General features: G+C 72.4%; 20 protein-coding genes. 10 read left to right on the plus strand and 10 right to left on the minus strand.

The features are described 5' to 3' along the window. The first annotated feature begins 34 nt into the window (after positions 1-34). Both AB0I79_RS21160 and AB0I79_RS21165 read left to right on the plus strand, forming a co-directional pair. Positions 35-1504 (plus strand): PucR family transcriptional regulator ligand-binding domain-containing protein, encoded by a 1470-nt coding sequence (locus AB0I79_RS21160; RefSeq protein ID WP_357875391.1) that lies wholly within the window; start codon positions 35-37, stop codon positions 1502-1504. A 9-nt stretch (positions 1505-1513) separates the two neighbouring features. Then, on the plus strand, positions 1514-1762 hold the full coding sequence (locus AB0I79_RS21165; protein ID WP_357875393.1) for a hypothetical protein: 249 nt from the start codon (positions 1514-1516) through the stop codon (positions 1760-1762). A 4-nt stretch (positions 1763-1766) separates the two neighbouring features. On the opposite strand, the gene AB0I79_RS21170 is transcribed toward AB0I79_RS21165, so the two are convergent. From AB0I79_RS21170 to AB0I79_RS21205, 8 genes are read right to left on the minus strand one after another with little or no spacing between them, the layout of a single operon-like run. Further along, positions 1767-4487: a glycoside hydrolase family 38 C-terminal domain-containing protein gene (locus AB0I79_RS21170; RefSeq protein WP_357875395.1), complete on the minus strand. Its 2721-nt coding sequence runs from the start codon at positions 4485-4487 to the stop codon at positions 1767-1769. Continuing rightward, a complete protein-coding gene (locus AB0I79_RS21175; protein ID WP_357875397.1) occupies positions 4484-5563 on the minus strand; it encodes a Gfo/Idh/MocA family oxidoreductase in 1080 nt (359 codons plus the stop codon). The genes AB0I79_RS21170 and AB0I79_RS21175 overlap by 4 nt, the downstream gene beginning before the upstream one ends. Further along, on the minus strand, positions 5560-6453 hold the full coding sequence (locus tag AB0I79_RS21180; protein ID WP_357875399.1) for a TIM barrel protein: 894 nt from the start codon (positions 6451-6453) through the stop codon (positions 5560-5562). Before AB0I79_RS21180 ends, AB0I79_RS21175 begins: the two co-directional genes overlap by 4 nt. Continuing rightward, positions 6444-7622: a CehA/McbA family metallohydrolase gene (locus tag AB0I79_RS21185; protein ID WP_357875401.1), complete on the minus strand. Its 1179-nt coding sequence runs from the start codon at positions 7620-7622 to the stop codon at positions 6444-6446. The genes AB0I79_RS21180 and AB0I79_RS21185 overlap by 10 nt, the downstream gene beginning before the upstream one ends. Continuing rightward, positions 7619-8683, minus strand: coding sequence for an ABC transporter ATP-binding protein (locus AB0I79_RS21190; protein WP_357875403.1), 1065 nt, complete (start codon positions 8681-8683; stop codon positions 7619-7621). Before AB0I79_RS21190 ends, AB0I79_RS21185 begins: the two co-directional genes overlap by 4 nt. Continuing rightward, on the minus strand, positions 8683-9501 hold the full coding sequence (locus AB0I79_RS21195; RefSeq protein ID WP_185109440.1) for a carbohydrate ABC transporter permease: 819 nt from the start codon (positions 9499-9501) through the stop codon (positions 8683-8685). The genes AB0I79_RS21190 and AB0I79_RS21195 overlap by 1 nt, the downstream gene beginning before the upstream one ends. Beyond that, a complete protein-coding gene (locus AB0I79_RS21200; RefSeq protein ID WP_357875405.1) occupies positions 9498-10427 on the minus strand; it encodes a sugar ABC transporter permease in 930 nt (309 codons plus the stop codon). The genes AB0I79_RS21195 and AB0I79_RS21200 overlap by 4 nt, the downstream gene beginning before the upstream one ends. Then, positions 10402-11790, minus strand: coding sequence for an extracellular solute-binding protein (locus AB0I79_RS21205; protein ID WP_357875407.1), 1389 nt, complete (start codon positions 11788-11790; stop codon positions 10402-10404). Before AB0I79_RS21205 ends, AB0I79_RS21200 begins: the two co-directional genes overlap by 26 nt. 262 nt (positions 11791-12052) lie before the next feature. Here AB0I79_RS21205 and iolC point away from each other — a divergent pair, with 262 nt between their 5' ends. The 5 genes from iolC to AB0I79_RS21230 all read left to right on the plus strand — a co-directional run bounded on the left by iolC (position 12053) and on the right by AB0I79_RS21230 (position 17622). Continuing rightward, entirely contained in the window at positions 12053-12991 is a 939-nt protein-coding gene (gene iolC, locus AB0I79_RS21210; protein WP_357875409.1) for a 5-dehydro-2-deoxygluconokinase, read from the plus strand. Between the two features lie 11 nt (positions 12992-13002). Further along, positions 13003-13893 (plus strand): deoxyribose-phosphate aldolase, encoded by an 891-nt coding sequence (locus tag AB0I79_RS21215; protein ID WP_357875967.1) that lies wholly within the window; start codon positions 13003-13005, stop codon positions 13891-13893. After that, complete coding sequence (gene iolB / locus AB0I79_RS21220; RefSeq protein WP_357875411.1) at positions 13890-14732, plus strand: 5-deoxy-glucuronate isomerase; 843 nt, start codon at positions 13890-13892, stop codon at positions 14730-14732. The genes AB0I79_RS21215 and iolB overlap by 4 nt, the downstream gene beginning before the upstream one ends. After that, on the plus strand, positions 14732-16576 hold the full coding sequence (iolD, locus tag AB0I79_RS21225; RefSeq protein WP_357875969.1) for a 3D-(3,5/4)-trihydroxycyclohexane-1,2-dione acylhydrolase (decyclizing): 1845 nt from the start codon (positions 14732-14734) through the stop codon (positions 16574-16576). The genes iolB and iolD overlap by 1 nt, the downstream gene beginning before the upstream one ends. Before the next feature lie 62 nt (positions 16577-16638). After that, the gene (locus AB0I79_RS21230; RefSeq protein WP_357875413.1) at positions 16639-17622 is read left to right on the plus strand and encodes an AI-2E family transporter; all 984 of its coding nucleotides are present in this window, start codon (positions 16639-16641) and stop codon (positions 17620-17622) included. Between the two features lie 3 nt (positions 17623-17625). Here AB0I79_RS21230 and AB0I79_RS21235 read toward each other — a convergent pair whose 3' ends face one another. After that, a complete protein-coding gene (locus AB0I79_RS21235) occupies positions 17626-18108 on the minus strand; it encodes a GNAT family N-acetyltransferase (protein WP_357875415.1) in 483 nt (160 codons plus the stop codon). A 19-nt stretch (positions 18109-18127) separates the two neighbouring features. Between AB0I79_RS21235 and AB0I79_RS21240 the strand changes: the two genes are divergently transcribed. Beyond that, positions 18128-18784: an HAD family hydrolase gene (locus AB0I79_RS21240; protein ID WP_357875417.1), complete on the plus strand. Its 657-nt coding sequence runs from the start codon at positions 18128-18130 to the stop codon at positions 18782-18784. Here AB0I79_RS21240 and AB0I79_RS21245 read toward each other — a convergent pair. Then, positions 18781-19305, minus strand: coding sequence for a DivIVA domain-containing protein (locus AB0I79_RS21245; protein WP_357875419.1), 525 nt, complete (start codon positions 19303-19305; stop codon positions 18781-18783). The two genes, AB0I79_RS21240 and AB0I79_RS21245, sit on opposite strands and share 4 nt — an antisense overlap. A gap of 121 nt (positions 19306-19426) precedes the next feature. Between AB0I79_RS21245 and AB0I79_RS21250 the strand changes: the two genes are divergently transcribed. Next, positions 19427-20179 (plus strand): ATP-binding cassette domain-containing protein, encoded by a 753-nt coding sequence (locus AB0I79_RS21250; RefSeq protein ID WP_357875421.1) that lies wholly within the window; start codon positions 19427-19429, stop codon positions 20177-20179. Continuing rightward, positions 20176-20844 carry a hypothetical protein gene (locus AB0I79_RS21255; RefSeq protein WP_357875423.1) on the plus strand — a complete coding sequence of 223 codons (669 nt, stop codon included), beginning with the start codon at positions 20176-20178 and terminating at the stop codon, positions 20842-20844. Before AB0I79_RS21250 ends, AB0I79_RS21255 begins: the two co-directional genes overlap by 4 nt. Positions 20845-20940: the final 96 nt, after the last annotated feature.

The raw sequence follows: 20940 nt of genomic DNA on the forward strand, positions 1-20940 counted from the left end.
ATTGTGGTCATCACGAAGTACTACGGTGTGTGTTGTGGCCGACCACAAACTCACCGTGGAGGACCTCCTCCGCTCCCCCGCACTCCAGCTCCGCGTGCTGGCGGGCGAGGCCGGGCTGTCCCGCTCGGTCTCGTGGGCGCACGTCAGCGAGCTGGACGACCCGACGCCGTGGTTGCTCGGGGCCGAGGTCATCATGACGACCGGCATCGGCGTGCCCCGCACGGCCGCCAGGCAGCGGGCCTACCTGGAGCGCCTCGACGACGCCGGCGTCTCCGCGCTCGCCCTGTCGGCCCAGCTCCACGTGCCGCCGCTGCACCCGGCGTTCTTCGAGGCCGCCGAGGAGCGCGGCATGCCGGTGCTGGAGGTGCCGCTGGCGGTCCCGTTCATCGCGATCGCGCAGGAGGTCGCGGCGGCGCTCCAGGAGGACGCCAGCCACCGCCTCGGCGCCCAGCTCCAGGTCTTCGGCGCGCTGCGCTGGCTGGCCACGGAGGACCTGGACACGGCCACGCTCTTCAAGCGCCTGGAACGCCTGTCCGGCTACGACGTCTACCTGTCCACCCGCTCGGGCCGCCCGCTCCTGCCCGGCGTCCCCGTCCCCCCGCCGGCCGTCCTGCCCGCCGCGCCCGACGCCCCGCCCACGATCCCCGGCGGCTTCGTGCTGCCCGTCTCGGCCCCGGGCGGCCCCGCCGGCTATCTGGTGGCCTTCGAGCGGGAGGGCGCCCGCCCCGCGGGACTGGCCGTGGTCCAGCACATCGCCACGGTGGCCGCGCTCCAGGTCGCGATGGCCAGGCACGAGCGCGAGACGCTGCGCAGGGAGGGCGCGGAGACGCTGGCCGAGCTGCTGCAGGACCTCCTCGACCCGCCGGCCGCCCGCCGCCGCCTGGCCCGCCTCGGCCTGTCCATGGAGCCGGACACTGAGTCGGAGATGGTGCTGCTGGTGGTGCGCGGCGTCCCCGACGACGCCCTGCGCCGCGCCGTGGACGACCTGCCGCACCTGATGCTGCGCCGCGGCGACGACCACTACCTGCTGGGCCCGCCCGGGATCGGCCCCGCCGTGGCCGCCGTGCCGGGGGTCGCCGCCGGGATGAGCCGCCCGTTCCCGCCAGGGGAGCCGCTGCGGGTGGCCCAGCGCGAGGCGGCCTGGGCGGCCACGCACGCCGCCGAGTCGGGCCGCGGGCTCGTCCTGTACGGCGACGACACGACAGGCCGGTGGCTGCCCGAGGACCCGGACACCCTGGCCGCATTGGTGGATTACGTGCTGGGCAAGGTGCTCGCCTACGACGGGGCGCACCATTCCTCTTTGCTGGCTTCCGTACGGACCTGGCTGGAACACAACCGCCATATGCGCGACGCCGCCGCGGCCCTGCACATCCATCCCAATACCCTGGCCTACCGGCTGCGCCGATTCAGCGAGCTCAGCGGCAGGGACCTCGACTCCAGCGCGGCCTTCGCCGAGGTCTGGCTGGCCATCCGCGCGGCCCGCCAGCTCGGGCTGCACAACTGAGACGGCACGATGGTCACCGCCCCGGTACGCCCGATCTCCCTGTCGATGGGCGACGCGGAGGAGGCGGTCGAGCTGGGCAGGCAGGTGGTGACCAGGATGCCGGGCGACGTGAGCGCCCGCACGACCCTGGCCTCCCGGCTCTGGCAGGCGGGCTCGCCGGCGGATCTGGACCGGGCCCTGGCGCTCGGCCTGCCCCGCTCGGACGAGGACAGCGCCAGGGCGGCCAGGGAGGAGGCCCAGCGCCGCCTCGACCGGTGATCCCCTACAACAGCTGCACCGTGGCGATCTCCCACGCCCCCAGCGGCAACCGGAGCGTCCCGTCCGTCACGTCGAGCGGCTCTCCCGGGCGTCCCCGCAGGTCGGCCCGGCGCGCCTGGGTGAAGCGCCCGCTGACCACCGCCTCCGCGGCCTCGGGGGTGAGCGCCACGACCCGCAGCTCCCGCCACCCGTCGCGCTCGCGCAGCGAGGTCATCACCACGCCGTCCCCGCTCACCGACAGCCCGGCCGCGGGCTCGGGCAGCGGCAGGAACCGCTCGCCGAGCCCCGGCACCACCAGCAGGTCGTGCCTGAAGGCCTCCGCCTGCGGCACCACCTCGCCCCACGACCCCTGGTACGGCATCAGCGCCACGCTCACCGACCGCACCCCGCGCGACTGCGCCGCCGGAGTGGGCAGTTGCGGGCCGGCCGGTTCCGGGCGCAGGGCGTTGCGGTTGCGGGAGAGGTAACCGACCGAGCGCAGCAGCGTGAGCGCCAGCTCCCCGTCCGCCAGCTCGTACTCCGTCACGTGCTCCAGCAGCGCCGCCACGCCTCCGGCGGCCACCCACGACGAGGCGGGGAAGGTGGGAAGCGGGGTCTCGCCGCAGCCGCCCTCCGCGGTGAGCCCGCGGGTGACGACCGCGAACTGCCCCTCGGCGTACGACTGCGTGGCCGGCGCCGGCAGCGGGACGTGCAGGCGTACCCGGTGGTCGGCGCAGCGGTTGTCGAACTCGACCCGCAACCGCACGAACGGCTCGCCCGCCCGCAGCTCGACCCGGGTGGTGACGGCGATCTCCTCCATCCTGGCGCCGCGCGCCGCGGCGGGCAGCTCGGGAGCGCCCTCGACGCCCTCGCCCGAGGCGGGCCACAGGTAGGTGCGCCGCACGTCCACCATCGCCACCAGCGGCCCCGTGCAGATCAGCTCCGACTCCACGTCCACCGGCCGCGACACCGTCACGTCGGCCTGCGGCGGCGCGTAGTTGTAGGTGTCGCCCACGTCGCCGCCGTCGACGATGCGGCCCGCGCCGGTGACCGTGGTGCCGTCCCGGCCCACCAGGGTCAGGGTGCCGTCGGGGGCGATCGTGACCCGCAGCAGCCCGTTGTCCAGCACCTCCTCGTCGCCCCGCACCGGCAGGGGGGCCGAGTCGGAGCTGAGCCAGCAGGACGGGTGGTGCGTGCCGGGAAGGGGTTGCGGGTCGCCGTACACGTGGTCGCGCGGCGCGGGACGCAGGCTCGTGTGGCCGAGGGGCGGGGCCTCCACCAGGGCGGCCACCGTGCGGCGGGGCTCGGCGAGGATGCGTACGCGGGACACGCCGTCGAGGGCTCCGCGCAGGTCGCCCGCGTCGAACACCACGGACGTCTCCCGGGCCACGGTGAACGTCAGCGTCCCGTCCTCGACCGTCCAGCCCGTGATGTGCTGCCCGTACAGCTCGGTGCCGTGGACGAAGGTCAGCGCCGTGGCCGGGTCCATCTCCTCGTCGAGCAGCAGCGTGGCCGCGTACTCCAGCGGCTGCACCGGCACCGGCGCGCCCGACGGGCCCACCAGCGGGTCGGTGCCGGCCACGTCCACGACCACGACGCCGCGCCGGGCGCCGGGGGTGGGGTTGACGATCAGCACGCCGTCGGACGGCACCGCCCGGGCCAGGCGGGCGGTGACCATGTCGCGTACGGCCTGCCCGAGCTGCTCGGCCTCGGCGATGCGGGCGGCGACCTGCTGGGCGGTGTCGTCCACGCCGCAGCCGGTCACCGAGTCGTGGCCGCTGGCGTCCACCAGCCGCCACCACGCCATGTCGAGGAAGCGGCCGGGCCACTCCTCGCCCCAGAGCGCGGCCAGCGGCTCGGCGTACCGCTCGACCATCCGCTCGGCGCGGCTCATGGCCTGCTTGACGTGCGGGCGGATGGAGATGACGCCGGGCAGGATGTTGGCGCGGGCGTGGGAGCGCAGCTCGCCGTGCACCTGCGGCAGGCCGTCCACCTCACCCGAATGGGCGCCGATGTATCCGGACAAGGTGTCCATGCGGGCGCCGATCTCGGCCACCATCTCCGGCAGCCCGCGCACCGGCGCCGAGTGGTCGGTGCCGTACATCGCCAGCAGCGGCCCCTCGGGCCCGTGCCACTCCCGCATGGTGCGCACGAACCCCGCCGCCCGCTCCTTGAGCCCCTCTCCGTCGTGGAACAGGTAGGCCCCGTTCCCGTAGCCGCCCGCGGGCAGGTACTGCGTGCGCAGCGCCGTGCCGTCGGGCGCCACCCAGGCGAAGGCGTCGGTGGTGACGGCGGCCGGCACGCCGCGGTAGACGCAGGCGTGCAGCAGCCCGGCCTTGCGCAGGATCTGCGGCATCTGCGCCGTGTGGCCGAACATGTCGGGCAGGTAGCCGACCGGCATGGCGCCGCCCAGCTTGTCCGCCCTGGCCATGCCCAGCTCCAGGTTGCGGATGATGTTCTCGCCGGAGCAGAGGAACTCGTCGAGCAGGATCTGCCACGGCCCCACCGCCAGCCGCCCCGACTCCACCAGCGCCGCCACGCGGTCGCGGTTCTCCGGGCGTACCTCGAGGTAGTCGTCCACGCAGGCGAGCTGGCCGTCGAGGGTGAAGTGGTAGGCCGGCTCGCGCTCCATCGTGTCGAGCACCTCGTCGAGCAGTGCCACCAGGCGCAGCCTGAAGCGCTGGAAGGGCTCGTACCACTCCCGGTCCCAGTGCGTGTGCGGTACGACGACGATCTCCGTGCTCACGCTGACTCGCCTCCCAAGGGCAGATCATTCAGTACGGCGTAGCGTGCCGCGATGCGCTGCGCCGTGACGATGTCCTCCAGCCCGCCGCCCGCGTCGGTGAGCGGTGGCTTGCCATCGTTCACGTAAGCATGGAAGGCGGCCAGTTGTACCTCGAACGCCTCGGTCACGTCACGCCAGTGCGTACGGCTCTCGCCCCCGGACACCACGGTGAGCGTGGTCGGGGCGTTCATCAGGTAGGGCGAGGGGAAGACGAGCTCCAGCGAGCCCCGGTCGTGGTGGATGGCCACGGTCTCGCGGTAGGCGGGGTAGTCCTCCAGGTAGTGCCACCGGATGGAGAAGCGGCCCCGCACCGGCAGGGGGCCGGAGATCTCGATCGAGCCGGGCGCGGGCCCCCACATCTCAACGTACGAAATTTCCGCAGGAGAGCCGGTAAAGCGCCTCATGAGCGACAAATCGTGGCAGATCGAGCCGAGCGCCACCGCGTACAGGCTCCGTACCTGCTCCGGGGCCTCCTCCCCCAGCGCCCGCGACACCAGATCCTGCTCCGCCGCGCGCAACGAGGCCAGCAGCCCGGCATCCACGTCGCCCGCCGGCGTCAGGTTCGCGAACGCGAGCTGCGACTCCCCGCTCGGATGCAGCACGGTCACCTCGACCGCCCTGATCGCCTCGGGCCCGCCCAGCTCGGCCAGCACCTCCTCGGCCCGGCGCACGGCCGGGTCGTACTGCTTCATGTAGGCGACCATCAGCCGCCCCTCGGGCAGCGCCGCCACCTCGGCCCTGGTCAGCGCGAGCGGCTTCTCGCAGAGCACGGCGTACCCGGCGGCCAGCGCCTGCCGCACGGTCTCGCCGTGCGAGCCGGACGCCAGCACGACGACGGCCTCGAACCCGCCGTCGGCCAGCATGTCCGCCACGGCCGTGTACCGCCGCGCGGCCCCCAGCCGGTCGCCCACGGCGTCGGCGAGCGTGCGCGACAGGTCGCAGACGGCGCTCACCTCGAACAGGTCCCGCCGCCGGGACAGCAGCGGCACGTAGACCGCCTGGGTGACGGCCCCGCACCCCACGAGCGCGATTCTCAAAGCCCCAAGTCCTTCAGCTTCCGGCGGTTGGCCGCCTGGTCGGCGATGTTCTGGGCGACGGTGCGCCGCCCCGGCAGGGTGTCCTGCTCGATCACGATCCAGCCCTCGTAGCCGATCTCGTCCAGCGTGCGCACCACGGCCGGCAGGTCCAGCTCGCCCTCGCCGAGGGGGGCGAACCCGCCCCGGCCCATGAGCTCGCGCAGGTCCACGCCGTCGGCCAGGGCCCGGGCGAGGATCGCGGTGTCGCCGTCCTTGATGTGCACGTGCCCGACGCGGTCGGCCCAGGCGCGCAGCGCCGCGACCGGGTCCCCGCCGGCCAGCAGCAGGTGGCCGGTGTCCAGGCAGAGCTGCACGTCGGTCAGCTCCAGCAGGCGCTCGACGTCCTCGGGCGTCTCGACGTGGGTGCCGAGGTGGTGGTGGAAGACCGGCTCGAAGCCGCGCGCGCGGCACCGCTCGGTCGTGTCCTGGACCCGGGCGGCGAACGCGGGCCACTCGCCGGCCGGCAGCCCTGGAGCGGTCCCGCCGGGCCGCGCGAACCGTTCCGGCGTGCCCGGGCAGGCGATCGTGGGCCGCGGCGGCAGGTCCCCCGGAGGCGCGGCGGCGAACACGTCCAGCGCCGCCGTCAGCGTGGGCAGCGCCTTGTCGTAGGCCTGCGCGTCGTGGAACGGCAGGTCCACCCAGCCGCCGCAGAGCAGCAGCCCGGCCCCGCCGAGCCGGTCGGCCAGCTCGGAGCCGGTGCCCAGGTAGCCGATCGGCCCGGAGTCGATGCCCTCGTAGCCCGCCTCGGCCAGCGCGCGGACCATCTCGTCGGCGGTCAGCGGCGGCGGCCCGTCGCTCAGCTCGAACACGCCGAAGCTCACGGGGGCGTTGGCGACTTTCCTCACGCGCATAGGGCGATCACCTCGTTGTCGTAGGTCTCCAGCCTGTGGGGCCCGTCGATGGCCGGCAGCAGCACCCGCTCGCCGCGGACCACCTGCCGGGCGCCGCCGGGGCGTACCAGGACCAGGCCGTCGGCGTCCAGCACGAGCAGCTCGTCGCCCAGCCTGAGCAGCAGCGGCCCGTCAGGGCCGGTGGAAACGGCGGTGCGCCCGGCGCGCACGCCGTCGAGCACGGCGGCGGGATCCTCGGCCAGCACCCAGGTCGTGGGCGCGCCGGGCAGCCCGTCGGAGCCGGGCCGGTGGAAGTCGCTGCCGCCGATGGCGATCACGTCGTCGCGCCAGGCGTCGGCCCAGGCCAGCGGCGCGCCCCAGCGGCGGTCCCACCAGCCGGAGCTCCACACCTCGGCCACGCGCGGCCGGCGGCTGATCGGCAGCAGCCAGGCGCAGTCGCCGCCGAGCGGATGGTTGATCGAGATCAGCCCGCCCGCGCGCTCGGCGTGCTCGGACCAGGAGTCGGCGGGCTCGCGGAAGTCCACCCAGCCGACCTCGCCGAACACGTTCGCGTGCCCCCGGTCGGTGGTGACCTCCTGGCCGGGGATGAGCGTGACGCCCCGGTCGATCCTGCCCAGCCAGGGGTGGTGGCTGACCGTGTTGTGATCGGTGACGGCCAGGAAGTCGAGCCCGCGCCCGTGGGCGAGCTCGGCCAGCTCCGCGATGGTCAGGCCGCCGTCGCTGTGGACGGTGTGGGCGTGGAAGTCGCCGGCGTACCAGCGCAGGCCGTCCACGTCCGGGATGTCGCGGCGCGGCGGCCGTGCGCCGTGCGGCGGCTCCTCGGCCACCGGCTCGGGCGGCGCGACCGGTTCGCAGGAGATGTCCAGCGTGTAGTCGAGGCCCTGCGGCGGGATGCGGTGCAGCCGCAGCCACACGTTCCAGGTGCCGGGCTCGGGCTCGCCCGGCAGGTAGCCGGGGGTGGCCCAGTCGCGGGTGATCGTGTACTCGTCGCGCGCGCCGCCCGACCAGCCGCGGAAGCCGCCGGGAGCGCCGCAGCCGAGGTCGATCACCCCCTGCGACCTGTCGTAGGAGAGCTTCACGTGCACCGCGGCCGTCCCCGGAGGCACCTCGAACGGCGCCTCCCGCAGGATCCGCTCCAGCCGGTCGTCCAGCGACCAGTGCCCTCTCACACCAGCTCTCCGTTCCGGTAGACCAGCGCCCGGTCACGCCGGGGCACCGCGTAGCCGTCGTCGCCCACCGCGGGCTCGCTGCCCTCGGGCACCACGGCCTGCACGCTCACGTCGTTGACGTCGAGGGTCACCAGGTGGGAGGCCCCCAGGTTCTCCACGATGGCCACCTGCCCGCCGAACGCGCCCTCCGCGGGCTCGGCCGAGTAGGTCAGGTATTCGGGCCGTACGCCGTACACGATCTCCTCCCCGTCGGACAGCGCTCCCCCGGCGGAGGAGGGGACCGCGATCTTGCACCCTGCCACCTCCAGCGTGTCACCTCGCACGGTGCCGTCCAGCAGGTTCATGGGCGTGGAGCCGATGAACCCGGCCACGAAGGTGTTGGCCGGACGCTGGAAGACCTCGGCCGGCGTGCCGATCTGCCGGATGTGCCCGGCCTCCATGACCGCCATCCGGTCGGCCATCGCCAGCGCCTCGGCCTGGTCGTGGGTGACGAAGACGGTGGTGACCCCGAGCTCGCGCTGGAGCTTCTTGAGGAACGTGCGGGCCTCCAGCCGCAGCCGGGCGTCCAGGTTGGACAGCGGCTCGTCGAACAGGTACGCCTGCGCCTGCGTGGCCATCACCCTGGCCAGCGCGACCCGCTGCTGCTGCCCGCCGGAGAGCTGCCCGGGCCGCCGGTCCATGAGGTGGTCGAGCCCGAGCCGGGCTCCCACCTCGGCGGCCTTGTCGCGGCGCGCGCCCTTGGCGACCTTCTTGATGCGCAGCGGGTAGGCGATGTTGTCCGTGACGTCCATGTGCGGGAACAGCGCGTAGTCCTGGAACACCATGGCCACGTCCCGGCCGCCCGGCTGCACGCCCGTCACGTCGCGCCCGCCGATGACCACGGCACCGCCGCTGGCGGTCTCCAGGCCGGCGATCGTGCGCAGCAGCGTGGTCTTGCCGCAGCCGGAGGGCCCGAGCAGGGCGAAGAACTCGCCGTCCGGGATGGCCAGGTCGAGCGCGTCGAGCGCTTTCACCCCGCCGGGGTAGACCTTGGTCAGCCCGCGTAGTTCGATGGCGGCCATTAACGCTTGATCCCTCCGTGGAAGCGGAAGCCGTACTTCTTGCTGACGAACAGGTACATGAGCACCACCGGGATGGAGTAGAGCAGCCCGAACGTGGACAACATGCTGAGGTTGGCCTGCCCGCCCTCGGTGTACAGCGTGTACGTGATCACCGCCGCCGGTTGCTTCTCCACGTCGCTCAGCAGCAGGTACGGCATCAGGAAGTTCCCCCACACGTTGGCCACGGCCCACACCGCGATGGTCGCCAGCCCCGGCCGCACCAGGGGGACCACCACGTGCCGCACGATCTGCAGCGGCGTGGCGCCGAAGACGCGCGCCGACTCCTCGTACGACTTGGGCGTGGCGTCCATGAAGTCCTTCAGCATGAAGATCGCCGCGGGCAGCAGGCCACCGCTCAGGATGAGGATCAGCCCGAGCTGCGAGTCGATGAGGTTCAGCTCCACCGCGAGCTGGAACAGCGGCACCATGGCCGCCGTGCCGGTGATGATCGACGACAGCAGCAGCAGCGCGTACAGCAGGGCGTCGCGGCCGGGCAGCCGCACCCTGCTGAGCGCGTAGGCGGCCAGCGCGGAGAGCAGGACGACCAGCACGGCGGTGCCCACCGACAGCACGACAGAGTTCCACAACGACGGCAGCGCGTACGGATGCTCCACGACCGCCCGGAAGTTGTCCCAGGTGAAGTCGGGCACCGACACCTCGTACGTGGGGTCGGAGGTGAAGGGCGCGGTCACCAGCCACAGCAGCGGGATCGTGAAGAACGCCAGCAGCACGGCGATCAGCGTGTAGAACCCGATCCGGCCCAGGACGAATCGCGTCATTTCTTGCTCCGCAACAGCCGCAGGTAGAACACCGCCACGACCAGGTTGATCAGCAGGATGATCGTCGAGACGGCGGCGCCGTAGCCCAGCTCTCCGCCCTGCAGGGCCACCTTGTACACGTGCACGGCCAGCACCTCCGACTTGCCGTCGGGGCCGCCGGCGGTGAGCAGGAACGGGGTGAAGTCGTTGAACGTCCACAGGCTGATCAGCAGCAGGTTCGTCAGGATGTGCCCTCTGATGTGCGGGAACACGACGTCCCTGAGCTGCTGCCAGCCGGAGGCGCCGGCCAGGCGGGCGCTCTCCAGATGCGAGGGCGGCACGTTGGCGAGCGCGGCGCCGTACAACATCATCGAGAACGCGGTGCCGCGCCAGGTGTTGAACACGATGATCGACAACATCGGATGGTCCAGCAGCCAGGCGGTGCCGGGGATGCCGAGCAGCGCGTTGAGCGTGCCACCGTCGCGGTCGAGCAGCGCCACCCACAGGAACGACACGATGGCGCTGGGCAGGATCCAGGCCAGGATGACCAGGCCCTCGACCACCCGCTTGAGCGGGCCGCGCCGGTCGCGCAGCAGCCACGCGATGGTGAAGCCCAGCCCCACCTGCCCGATGACGGCCGAGCCCAGCACGAACTGCGCGGTCAGCCAGGTGGAGCTCCAGAACGTCGGGTTCGCGACCGCGTCGAGGAGGTTGTCGAGGCCGACGAACTGCGGCTCGGCGGCGGCGATGCCCGTCAGGCGGTAGTTCGTCAGGCCGAGGTAGAGCACCCAGAGCGCGGGGAAGACGAGGAAGGCGGCGATCAGCAGCAGGGCGGGGGCCATGAAGACCCCGGCCCGCGCCTTTCCCAGGCCCGCCGCGTCCGAGCTGTAGCGGGAGGGCTCCCTCGTGCCGGCGCCTGCCTCAGGAGGCGATATTGCCTGCGCCACCGACGATTCCCTCAAGCTTCTTCTGGTAGTCGGCCGCGGCCTGGTCCGGAGCCGTGCCGCCGGCGACCGCGGCGGTGGCCTCCTGCAACGCCACCGACACCTGCGGGTAGAGCGCGACCGGCGGGCGGTAGGCCGTCACCGGCAGCACCTTCTCCGAGATGAACGTCAGCAGCGGCTCGCCCGCCAGGATCTCCTTGTTGACGTCCGTGCGCGGGGTGATGCGGACGTTGCCGTCCTTGGTCTCCTCCTTCAGCGCCTCCGGGGAGAGCGTGAAGGCCAGCAGCTCGAACGCCTCCTTGGGGTGCTTGCTGTTGGGGTTCACCGTGCGCAGGGCGCCGCCGGACATGCTGACGAAGTCCTGGCCGCGGATGCCCTTGCCGGGCTCGATGGCGGGGATCATGGCGTAGCCGACGGCCTGATCGCGGTCGGCCATCTTGGCCACGCCCGTCTTGGGGTTGACCACGCCGCGCCAGAAGTAGTCGCCCTCCATCAGAATGCCGATCTTGCCCTCGGCGAACTGCTGGAACGACTTGTCGCGGCCCTTGGCCTCCTGCTGGAGCTTGGGATCGCCGAGGCCGCCGCCGTAGATCTTCTGGTAGAGGCCGAGCGCGTCCTTCAGCGGCTGGGAGGCGCCGGTCCACTTGCCGTCCTTCTGCACCTCGCCGCCCGCGCCCGCGAGCAGCGGCAACACGCCCTGCATGGAGGTGGCCTCGCCCATCGCGGTGCCGGCGTTGATCTGGATGGGCACGGGCACGCCGGAGGACTTGAGCTTGGCGCCGGTGTCGAGGATCTCCTGCCAGCTCTTGGGCTGCCAGTCGGCCGGCAACCCGGCCTTGGCGAACAGGTTCTTGTTGAAGTAGAGCACGCGGCCGTCGGTGCCGACGGGCAGGGCGTACTTCTTGCCGTTGAACTCGGTCATGGCCTGCACGGCCTCGGGGATCTGGGCCCAGCCGTCCCAGCTGTCGGCCTCGGCCCCGACCAGCTCCGACAGCGGCTTGATGTAGCCGGCCTCGGCGAACTCGCCGGCCCAGATGCCGTCGATGTCGATCACGTCCGCGCCCTTGCCTGACTTGAGGTCGAGGGAGAGCTTGGTCTTGTACTGCTCGTCGTCGACGCCGCTGGGAACGAACTTGACCGTGACGTCCTTCCCCTTCGCCTTCTGCGCCGCCTCGAACTTGGGGATCACCCAGTCGGCGATGTACTGCGCCGCGGCCGCGTTCTTGCCGCCGGCGATGGCGTTCTGGGCGATCGTCAGCTCGATGGTCTCACCGCCCCCGCCGGAGGACTGGCCGCAGGCGGCGAGCCCCAGACCGGCGGCGGTGATGACCGCGACGACACCCATCGACCGTTTCCGCAATGCCATGCAAACCCTCCGACGTGTCCTTAAGGGAGGAGGCCATGGGCCAATATGTCATGACATTCATATGACGTAAAGACCTGGCCGATATTCGAGGACGTGCCCACATGCTGCGCCTTTGCCCGCGCGGGGCGATCTTCACTACCCGGGATGCCGGGTAGGGAACGACCAGGTTTCGGACGGGGCCGCTATTCGCAACATAGCGGACATCCGAATGTCATGACAATATGCCATAGTCACGAGGTGAGCTCCGTCCCTGGAGGTGCTGTTGTACGACCTGATCACGATCGGCCGCTCCGGCGTCGACGTCTACCCGCTGCAGACCGGTGTCGGCCTGGCCGACGTCGAGACCTTCGGCAAGTTCCTCGGCGGCAGCCCCACCAACGTCGCCGTCGCCGCGGCCCGCCACGGGCTGCGCTCCGCCGTGATCACCGGCGTGGGGGCCGACCCGTTCGGCGACTACGTGCGGCGGGCGATCCGCGGCTTCGGCGTGGACGACGCCTTCGTACGCACCATCGAGGGCCGCCCCACGCCCGTGACGTTCTGCGAGATCTTTCCCCCCGACCACTTCCCGATCTACTTCTACCGCGGCGAGCGCCCGCCCGACCTGCAGCTCACCCCGTCCATGCTCGACCTCGCGGCCATCGCCGGGGCGGGGCTGTTCTGGTTCTCGCTGACCGGGCTGAGCCAGGAGCCGAGCGCCGCCGCCCACGCCGCCGCGCTCGCGGCGCGCACGTCCGGGCTGACGGTGTTCGACCTCGACTACCGGGCCGTGCTGTGGGAGTCGCGCGAGGCGGCCCACGAGGCGGCGCGCCGCAGCCTGCCGCTGGCGAACGTGGCCGTGGGCAACCTGGAGGAGGTGGAGGTCGCCGTCGGCGTACGCGATCCGGAGGCCGCCGCCCAGGCCCTGCTCGACGCCGGCGTACGGCTGGCGATCGTGAAAATGGGCCCGGAAGGGGTTTTCGCGCGTACCTCTGGGGAGAGCGCTCTGGTGGAGCCCATGGAGGTGAAGGTGGTCAACGGGATCGGCGCGGGAGACGCGTTCGGCGGCGCCCTCTGCCTCGGCTTGCTGCGCGGCTGGCCGCTGGAGCGCACGCTCCGCTTCGCCAACGCGGCAGGCGCCTTCGTGGCCGCCCGCCTGGCCTGCGCCGACGCGATGCCGTCCACCTCCGAGGTGGAAGACCTGCTGAACGGGGCGCGCTCTTGAGCGACACCACGCTGTCCAGATCGGCGGACTACGAGCGGCTCACCCGCATCCGCGCCACCCAGCCCGAGGAGATCGCCGCGGCCGCGGCCCGCCGGCAGCGCCGCGGGCTGCCGGCCGAGGGCGAGCGGCTGCTGATCATCGCCGCCGACCACCCGGCCCGCGGCGCCCTCGGCGTACGCGACCGCCCCCTGGCCATGGCCAGCCGCGTCGACCTGCTCGACCGCCTGCGGCTGGCGCTGTCCAGGCCCGGCGTCGACGGCATCCTGGCCTCCCCCGACGTGCTGGAGGACCTCCTGCTGCTGGGCGCCCTGGAGGGCAAGCTCGCCTTCGGCTCCATGAACCGCGGCGGCCTGCAGGGCTCGGTCTTCGAGGTGGACGACCGCTTCACCGGCTTCGACGCCGCCTCCATCGACGCCATGCGGCTCGACGGCGGCAAGATGCTCTGCCGCATCGACCCGTCCGACCACGCCACCGTGACCACGCTGGAATCCTGCGCCCGCGCGGTCACCGAGCTGGCGCGCAGGCGGCTGCTGGCCATGGTGGAGCCGTTCTGGTCGCTGCGCTCGGAGTCGGGCGCCCTGCGCAACGACCTGTCGCCCGACGCCGTGATCCGCGCGATCAGCGTCGCCCAGGCGCTCGGCGTCACCTCGGCCTACACCTGGCTGAAGATCCCGGCGGTGGCGGAGATGGAGCGCGTGATGGCCGCCACCACGCTGCCCGCCCTGCTCCTCGGGGGCGATCCGCCCGACATCGACGCCGCCTACGCCGACTGGCACCGCGCCCTGAGCCTGCCCGGCGTGCGCGGCCTCGTCGTGGGCCGCGCCCTGCTCTACCCTCCGGACGACGACGTGGCAACCGCGGTGGACGGCGCCGCCGCACTGGTACGAGAGGCTCGTGCATGACTCACCTTCCGTACGGCAAGACCGCCAGCGGCCCCTGGTCGGTCGAGATCACCCCGTCACTGGCCGGCTGGACGTACTCGGGCCTGCGCATCGCGGACCTGACGGACGCCCCGCTGTCCTTCGACACGGGCGAGGAGGAGATGCTCGTCCTTCCCCTCGCCGGCTCCTGCACGGTCACGATCCCCGGCGAGACGTTCGTGCTGACGGGCCGGCCCTCGGTCTTCGACGGCCCCTCCGATTTCGCCTATATCCCGATTTCTACGCATGTGACCGTCGAGGGGGCGGGCCGCATCGCGTTCCCCTCGGCCCGGGCCACCCGCGCGATGCCCCCTCGCTACGTGGCCGCCGCCGAGGTGGCCGTGGAGATCAGAGGCGCGGGCCAGGCCACCCGCCAGGTGAACAACTTCTGCTCCCCCGACTCCTACCAGGACTGCGACAAGCTCATGGCCGTCGAGGTCCTCACCCCGTCGGGCAACTGGTCGTCCTACCCACCGCACAAACACGACACCCCGGGCGAGGGCGAGGCGGTCCTGGAGGAGATCTACTACTTCGAGGTGGCCGACCAGGGCATCGGCTACCAGCGCGTCTACTCCTCCGAGCGCGGCCACATCGACACCCTGGCCGAGGTCTCCTCGGGCGACGTGGTGCTCGTCCCGTACGGCTACCACGGCCCCTCCATGGCCGCCCCCGGCTACGACCTGTACTACCTGAACGTCCTGGCAGGCCCAGCGGAGCAACGTTCGATGGCGTTCTGCGACGATCCCCGCCACGCCTGGATCCGCTCCTCCTGGGACGCCCAGTTCATCGACCCCAGACTGCCGTTCGGGAGGACTCCGTGATCCGTTTGACCGTCGCACAGGCGGTCGTGCACTTCCTGGCCCGCCAGTGGAGCGAGCGCGACGGGGTGGAGCGCCGGTTCTTCGGCGGTTGCGTCGGCATCTTCGGCCACGGCAACGTCGCCGGCCTCGGCCAGGCGCTGGCCACCTCCACCGAGGACCTGCCCTACCGCCTCAGCCGCAACGAGCAGGCCATGGTGCACACCGCCGCCGCCTACGCCCGCGCCGGCAACCGGCTGGCCACGCTCGCCTGCACCACCTCGATCGGCCCCGGCGCCACGAACATGATCACCGGCGCGGCCGGCGCGACCATCAACCGCCTGCCCGTGCTGCTGCTGCCCGGCGACATCTTCTCCACCCGCGCCGCGAGCCCGGTGCTCCAGGAGCTGGAGGACCAGCGCTCGTACGACATCTCGGTCAACGACTGCTTCAAGCCGGTCTCCCGCTACTGGGACCGGATCAACCGGCCCGAGCAGCTCCCGAGCGCGCTGCTGGCCGCCATGCGGGTGCTCACCGACCCGGCCGAGACCGGCGCGGTGACGCTGGCGCTGCCGCAGGACGTGCAGGCGGAGGCGTTCGACTGGCCCGACGAGCTGTTCGCCCGCCGCGTCTGGCACATCCCCAGGCCGCGCCCCGAACGCGCGGCCCTCGCCCGCGCCGCCGAGCTGGTCAGGTCGGCCGCCCGGCCGCTCATCGTGGCCGGCGGCGGCGCGATCTACAGCGAGGCCACCGCGCAGCTCCAGGCGTTCGCCGAGGCGTGCGGCATCCCGGTGGCCGAGACGCAGGCGGGCAAGGGCGCGCTCCCGTACGGTCACCCGCTCGCGCTCGGCGCGATCGGCGCCACCGGCACCACGGCCGCCAACGCGCTGGCCCGCGAGGCCGACCTGGTCATCGGCGTCGGCACCCGCTACAGCGACTTCACCACCGCCTCCCGCACGATCTTCGCCCCCGATGCCGCGTTCCTGAACCTCAACATCACCGGCTTCGACGCCGCCAAGCTCTCCGGCCTGCAACTGGTCGCCGACGCCCGCGAGGGGCTGAGCGACCTGGCCGAGGCGTGCGCGGGCTGGAGCACGCCGGCCGCCTACCGCGAGCGCGCCGCCGAGCTGACCCGGGCCTGGGACGCGGCCGTCGACGCGGCGTACGCGCTGGAGGGCTCGCCGCTGCCGCAGGCCGCCGTCATCGGGGCGGTCAACGCGGCGGCGGGCGACGACGGCGTGGTGGTCTGCGCGGCCGGATCGATGCCCGGCGACCTGCACAAGCTCTGGCGGCCCAGCGGCCCGGGCAGCTACCACGTCGAGTACGGCTACTCCTGCATGGGCTACGAGATCGCCGGCGGCCTGGGGGTGAAGCTGGCTGCGCCGGAGCGCGAGGTGTTCGTGCTGGTGGGCGACGGCTCGTACCTGATGATGGCCCAGGAGCTGGTCACCGCCGTCTCCGAGGGCGTCAAGCTGGTCGTGGTGCTGGTCGACAACTCCGGGTTCGCCTCGATCGGGCGGCTGTCGGAGAGCGTCGGCGCCGAGCGGCTCGGCACCGCCTACCAGCGCCGCGACGGCGGTCCGCTGCCGGTGGACCTGGCTGCCAACGCCGCCAGCCTCGGCGCCACCGTGCTGCGCCCGGAGACGGTCGCCGACCTGCGCAAGGCGCTCGACACGGCCCGCTCGTCCGCCGAGACCACGGTGATCTACGTGCGGACCGACCGGCTGGCCGACGACGCGCCGTCCTCCGAGGCGTGGTGGGACGTGCCCGTGGCGCAGGTGGCGACGACGAGCGCCACGTACGCGGCGCGGGAGACGTACGAGGCGAGCAAGCGCTCCCAGCGCCCCCACCTGACCCCGCCCGCCTGATCAGGGTTGCCCCCGATCACCCTGGGGAACGCCACTGACCAGGCATGATCGGGGGGGACGGGATGAGGCCGTGGCGGCTGCTGGGGTGGTTCGCGGTCATCGCGGTGGCCTGCTTCTGCCTCTACCACGTGCGTACGGTGGCCATCTCGATCATCATCGGCGTCTTCCTGACCGCGCTGCTGCTGCCCCCGGCCCGCTGGCTCAGGTCACGCGGGCTGGGCAGGGCGGCGGCCACCACGATCGTCTTCGTCGGCGGGCTGCTGGTGGCCGGCGCGGTGATCGCGCTGGTGGTCCCGCCCACCGTGGCCAGCGTGTCGGAGCTGCGGGCCAGCGTCGGCAAGGTGCTCGACGACCTGCACAACCTGACGGCCAGGTTCGGGCTCGACGACCGGCAGCTCCTCACCCAGGCCAGGGACTACCTGTCGGGCCAGAGCCGCCAGATCACCACCGGGGCGCTGGCCGGGGTCAGGACGGTCGGCGAGATCGTGGTCGGGGCGGTCCTGGCGATCATCCTGTCGGTGTACTTCGTGCACGGCGGCGACCGGCTCTTCCGCTGGCTGGTGGAGCTCCTGCCGGCCACCGCCAGGCCGCGCGTGACCGAGACCGGTGGCCTGATCTTCTCGGTGATCGGCCGCTACATCCACGGGGTCGCGCTCGTGGGGCTGGTGGACGCGTTCTTCATCGGGATCGCGCTGTGGATCCTGGGCGTGCCGGTGGCCCTGCCGCTGGCGGTGCTGACGTTCGTGGGGGCGTTCCTGCCGGTGGTGGGGGCGTTCTTCGCGGGGCTGCTGGCGGCCGTGGTGGCGCTCGTGGCCAAGGGGTGGCTGGTGGCGCTGATCGTGGTGGCGGTGACCCTCGCGGTGCAGCAGATCGAGGGGCACGTGCTGGCGCCGCAGATCTACGGCAAGGCCCTCGACCTGCCGGGCGCCGTCATCCTGGTCGCGATCACGGTGGGCAGCGTGATCGCGGGGATCGCGGGCGCGTTCCTGGCCGCCCCGGTGACCTCGGTCATCGTCGCGCTGCTCCGCCACCCGCGCTCCGCCTGAGCCCTACAGGAGCAGTTCGAGCTCCAGCTCGTGCCTGATCGGGATCCCGTCGGACTCGGCCGGGATGTCGGGCTTGATGGCACGCACCCGATCCATGGCGTTCCTGTGCAGGGCGACCAGATCGAAGCCGTAGCGCTGGTAGAAGCGCAGGGCATGCGTGTTGTCGTTCGTGGTGACCAGCCAGAGCCGGCGGATGCCCCGCTCGGCCGCGACCGCGCGCACCGCGTCGAGCAGCGCCCTGCCGACCCCCTTGCCGGGCAGGACGGCGTTGAGCGAGGCGACCTCCACGCCGTCCGCGTCCTCCACGTACGTGAGGATGCCCGCCACCTCCCCCTCCGCTTCGGCGATGAAGCCGGGCAGCCCCAGCACGTCCACCTCCTTGCCGCTGCCCAGGACCATCAGCGTGGTGCCGCCCCAGCTCTCGGTGATGACGCGGGTGACCACGGGCAGGTCGCCGGGACCGATGTCGCGCACGGAAATGTCCATGACCGTCATTATGAGAGCCATGCGATGGATCACGTTCGACTGTTTCGGAACCCTGATCGACTGGCGGCACGGCATCCGCACCAGCGCCGAACTGGTCGCGCCGGGGCAGGGGGCGCGGCTGCTGGAGGCGTACAACCGGCACGAGCATGCCGTCCAGGCCGAGTCTCCCGCCATGCGCTACCGCCACGTGCTGGCCGAGGCGCTGCGCAGGGCGTGCGCGGAGGAGAAGGTGGAGCTCGGCGCCGACGATGCCTCGGTGCTGGCCGCGACGCTGCCGTACTGGCCGGTGTTCCCCGAGGTGGGAGCCGAGCTGTCGGCGCTGCGCGAGGCGGGGTGGCGGCTGGCGCTGCTGACCAACTGCGACCGCGACCTCATCGCGCAGACGCGGCGGCGGCTGCCGGTGCCGTTCGAGGCCGTGGTGACGGCCGAGGACGCGGGCGCGTACAAGCCGTCGGACGCGCACTTCGAGCTGTTCAGGGGCTCCTACGAACCGGAGGTGTGGGTGCACGCGGCCCAGAGCTACTTCCACGACATGGAGCCCGCCCACCGGCTGGGCGTGCCCCGCGTGTGGATCAACCGCCACGGCACGCGGCCGTCCGACCCGTCGATCGTGCCGCACGTGCGGCCCGACCTGAGCGGGCTGCTCGCGGCGGTCGAGGCGGCCACGGGCTCCTAGAGAGCCCGCTGCTCCAGCACGTCGGCGATGCCCGCGAGGAACGAGTCCACGTCCGCGATGAGGTAGCCGGCCCTGAACATCACGGTCGAGAACTTCGCCTCCCGCACCTCCTTGGCCGTCACCGGGTAGTCGGTCGTGCCGCGCAGCGTGGCCACGATGCGGTCGAGGAAGGCGTCGATCTCGTCCTCGTTGTATCCGGTGCCCATCCGGCCGGGCCGGAACGCCACCCGCTCGACCCGCGCCGCCTGCGTCTCGAACCACTGCTCGCGCAGCATCTCGCCGGTGGGCTCGGCCATGGCCAGGCGGATGGGCCGCTTGGCCTGGGCCTCCAGCGCCACCACGAACGCCTCCAGCGCGAAGTCCACCGCGGTCTCCTGGTAACCGCCGCGTCTCGCGCGGAACGTGGCCGTGCGGACCTCGTCCGCGGTGACGGGCTCCAACAGGTGCGAGCCTCTGCCGAGAGTCGATTCGATCCGCCCGATCAGGGCGTCCACTTCGACGGGGTCATAGCCTGAACGCATACCCATGACGCGCGGAAAGCGGTTCAAGCCTCACTCCTCTGGGGGTTCTTCGTGCCGGGGGTCCCTCCATTGTCGGACCTTTATGCCGACCCTGCGACCCGACATATACCGTTACAGGATCATGCGTCTGTCCAATGTCTCTTTCCGTTACCGAAGACGTGATCCTCTCGTCATCGAAGACGCCGACGCCCACCTCGCCCCTGGCGACGTGATCGAGCTGACCGGCGTGAACGGGGCAGGCAAGTCCACCCTGCTCCGTCTCCTGGCCGGCCTCGCCAGGCCGACCACGGGCACGATCGCCGACCGGCCGCCGGTGGTCGGTTTCGCCCCCGACCGGTTTCCGGCGGGACAGCCGTTCACCGTCACGGCGTACCTGCGGCACATGTCCCGCGTACGCGGCGGCGCCCGCTGGGAGCCGTGGATCGAGCGCCTGAACATGGGGCACCTGCTCGCCACCCCGCTCGCCGACCTGTCGAAGGGCAGCGCGCACAAGGTCGGCCTGGCCCAGGCGCTGATGGCCGAGCCGGGGCTGCTGATCCTGGACGAGCCGTTCGCGGGCCTGGACGCCGACACGCGGGAGGCGCTGCCCTCGATCGCGACGGAGGTGGCGGGGCGGGGCGGGATCGTCGTCGCCAGCGACCACCAGGGCGGCATGCGAGGGTTGCCGGGGCTGCGCCACTGGTCGATGGTGGACGGTCACCTCAAGGAGGGCACCGCGACGCCCCTGCCCGCGGCCCCAGCCCGGGCCACCGTGGCCGTCACGCTGCCGGCCGGCGAGGTGCCGCGGTTCCTGGCGAGAATGCGCGAGGAAGGCTTCCAGGCCCGCGAGATCGAGGACGCGGCTCAGGCCCGCGAGCCCGAGGAGGCCCGATGATCGCCCTGGCCGTCTTCCGCCTGGCCGCCTACGTGCGTTCGCATCGGGTGTACCAGGCGCTGCTGCTCACCCTCGCCCTGCTGGCCATCGTCCACGGCAGCCGGGCGCCGAGAGGAGCCGAGGCCACCGTGCTGGTGGACGGCGCCGTGCTCCTCGTCCCCGTCCTGGCCTGGGCGGCCAGGAGCCTGCTCGACACCGAGCCCGACCGGCAGCGCGAGATGTCGGCGATCCAGGTCGGCGGCCGGGGCAAGGAGGTGATGGCGGGGCTGGTGGCGGCGTTCACGGCGTGCGCGGTGTTCGCGGCGCTCGGCCTGCTCTGGGCCCTGATGGTCGGCGTCTCCGGGTCCCCGCCGTCCGGCGTGCTCCTCGCCGCGCTCGTCCTGTACGTGCTCTCCGCCCTGGCGGGCACCGTACTCGGCGCCCTCACCAGCCGCGCCGTCCTGCCGTCGCCGGCCATCTCGATCATGAGCCTGCTGCTCGGCTTCCTGGCGATGCTGCTGCTGAGCTCGACATCGCTGTACTGGCTCACGGTGCCGCTCATCTCGTGGATGAAGGCCGCCAACTCCGGCGAGCTGCTCGGCGCGTTCCCCGAGCTGGCCGCCATCTCGCTGGCGTGGTGCCTGATCGGCCTGGCAGCGTACGGCCGGCTCCGCCGGCGGTCATGACGGACGGGGCCCGACCCCGGCCGGGCCCGCGACCGGCCACCAGGACGTAACGGCCGAGCCCGCGACCGGCTACCCTGCCGTACCAGTGTGAGCCCG

Source organism: Nonomuraea sp. NPDC050202 (genome assembly GCF_040656115.1).
Classification (GTDB): Bacteria; Actinomycetota; Actinomycetes; order Streptosporangiales; family Streptosporangiaceae; genus Nonomuraea.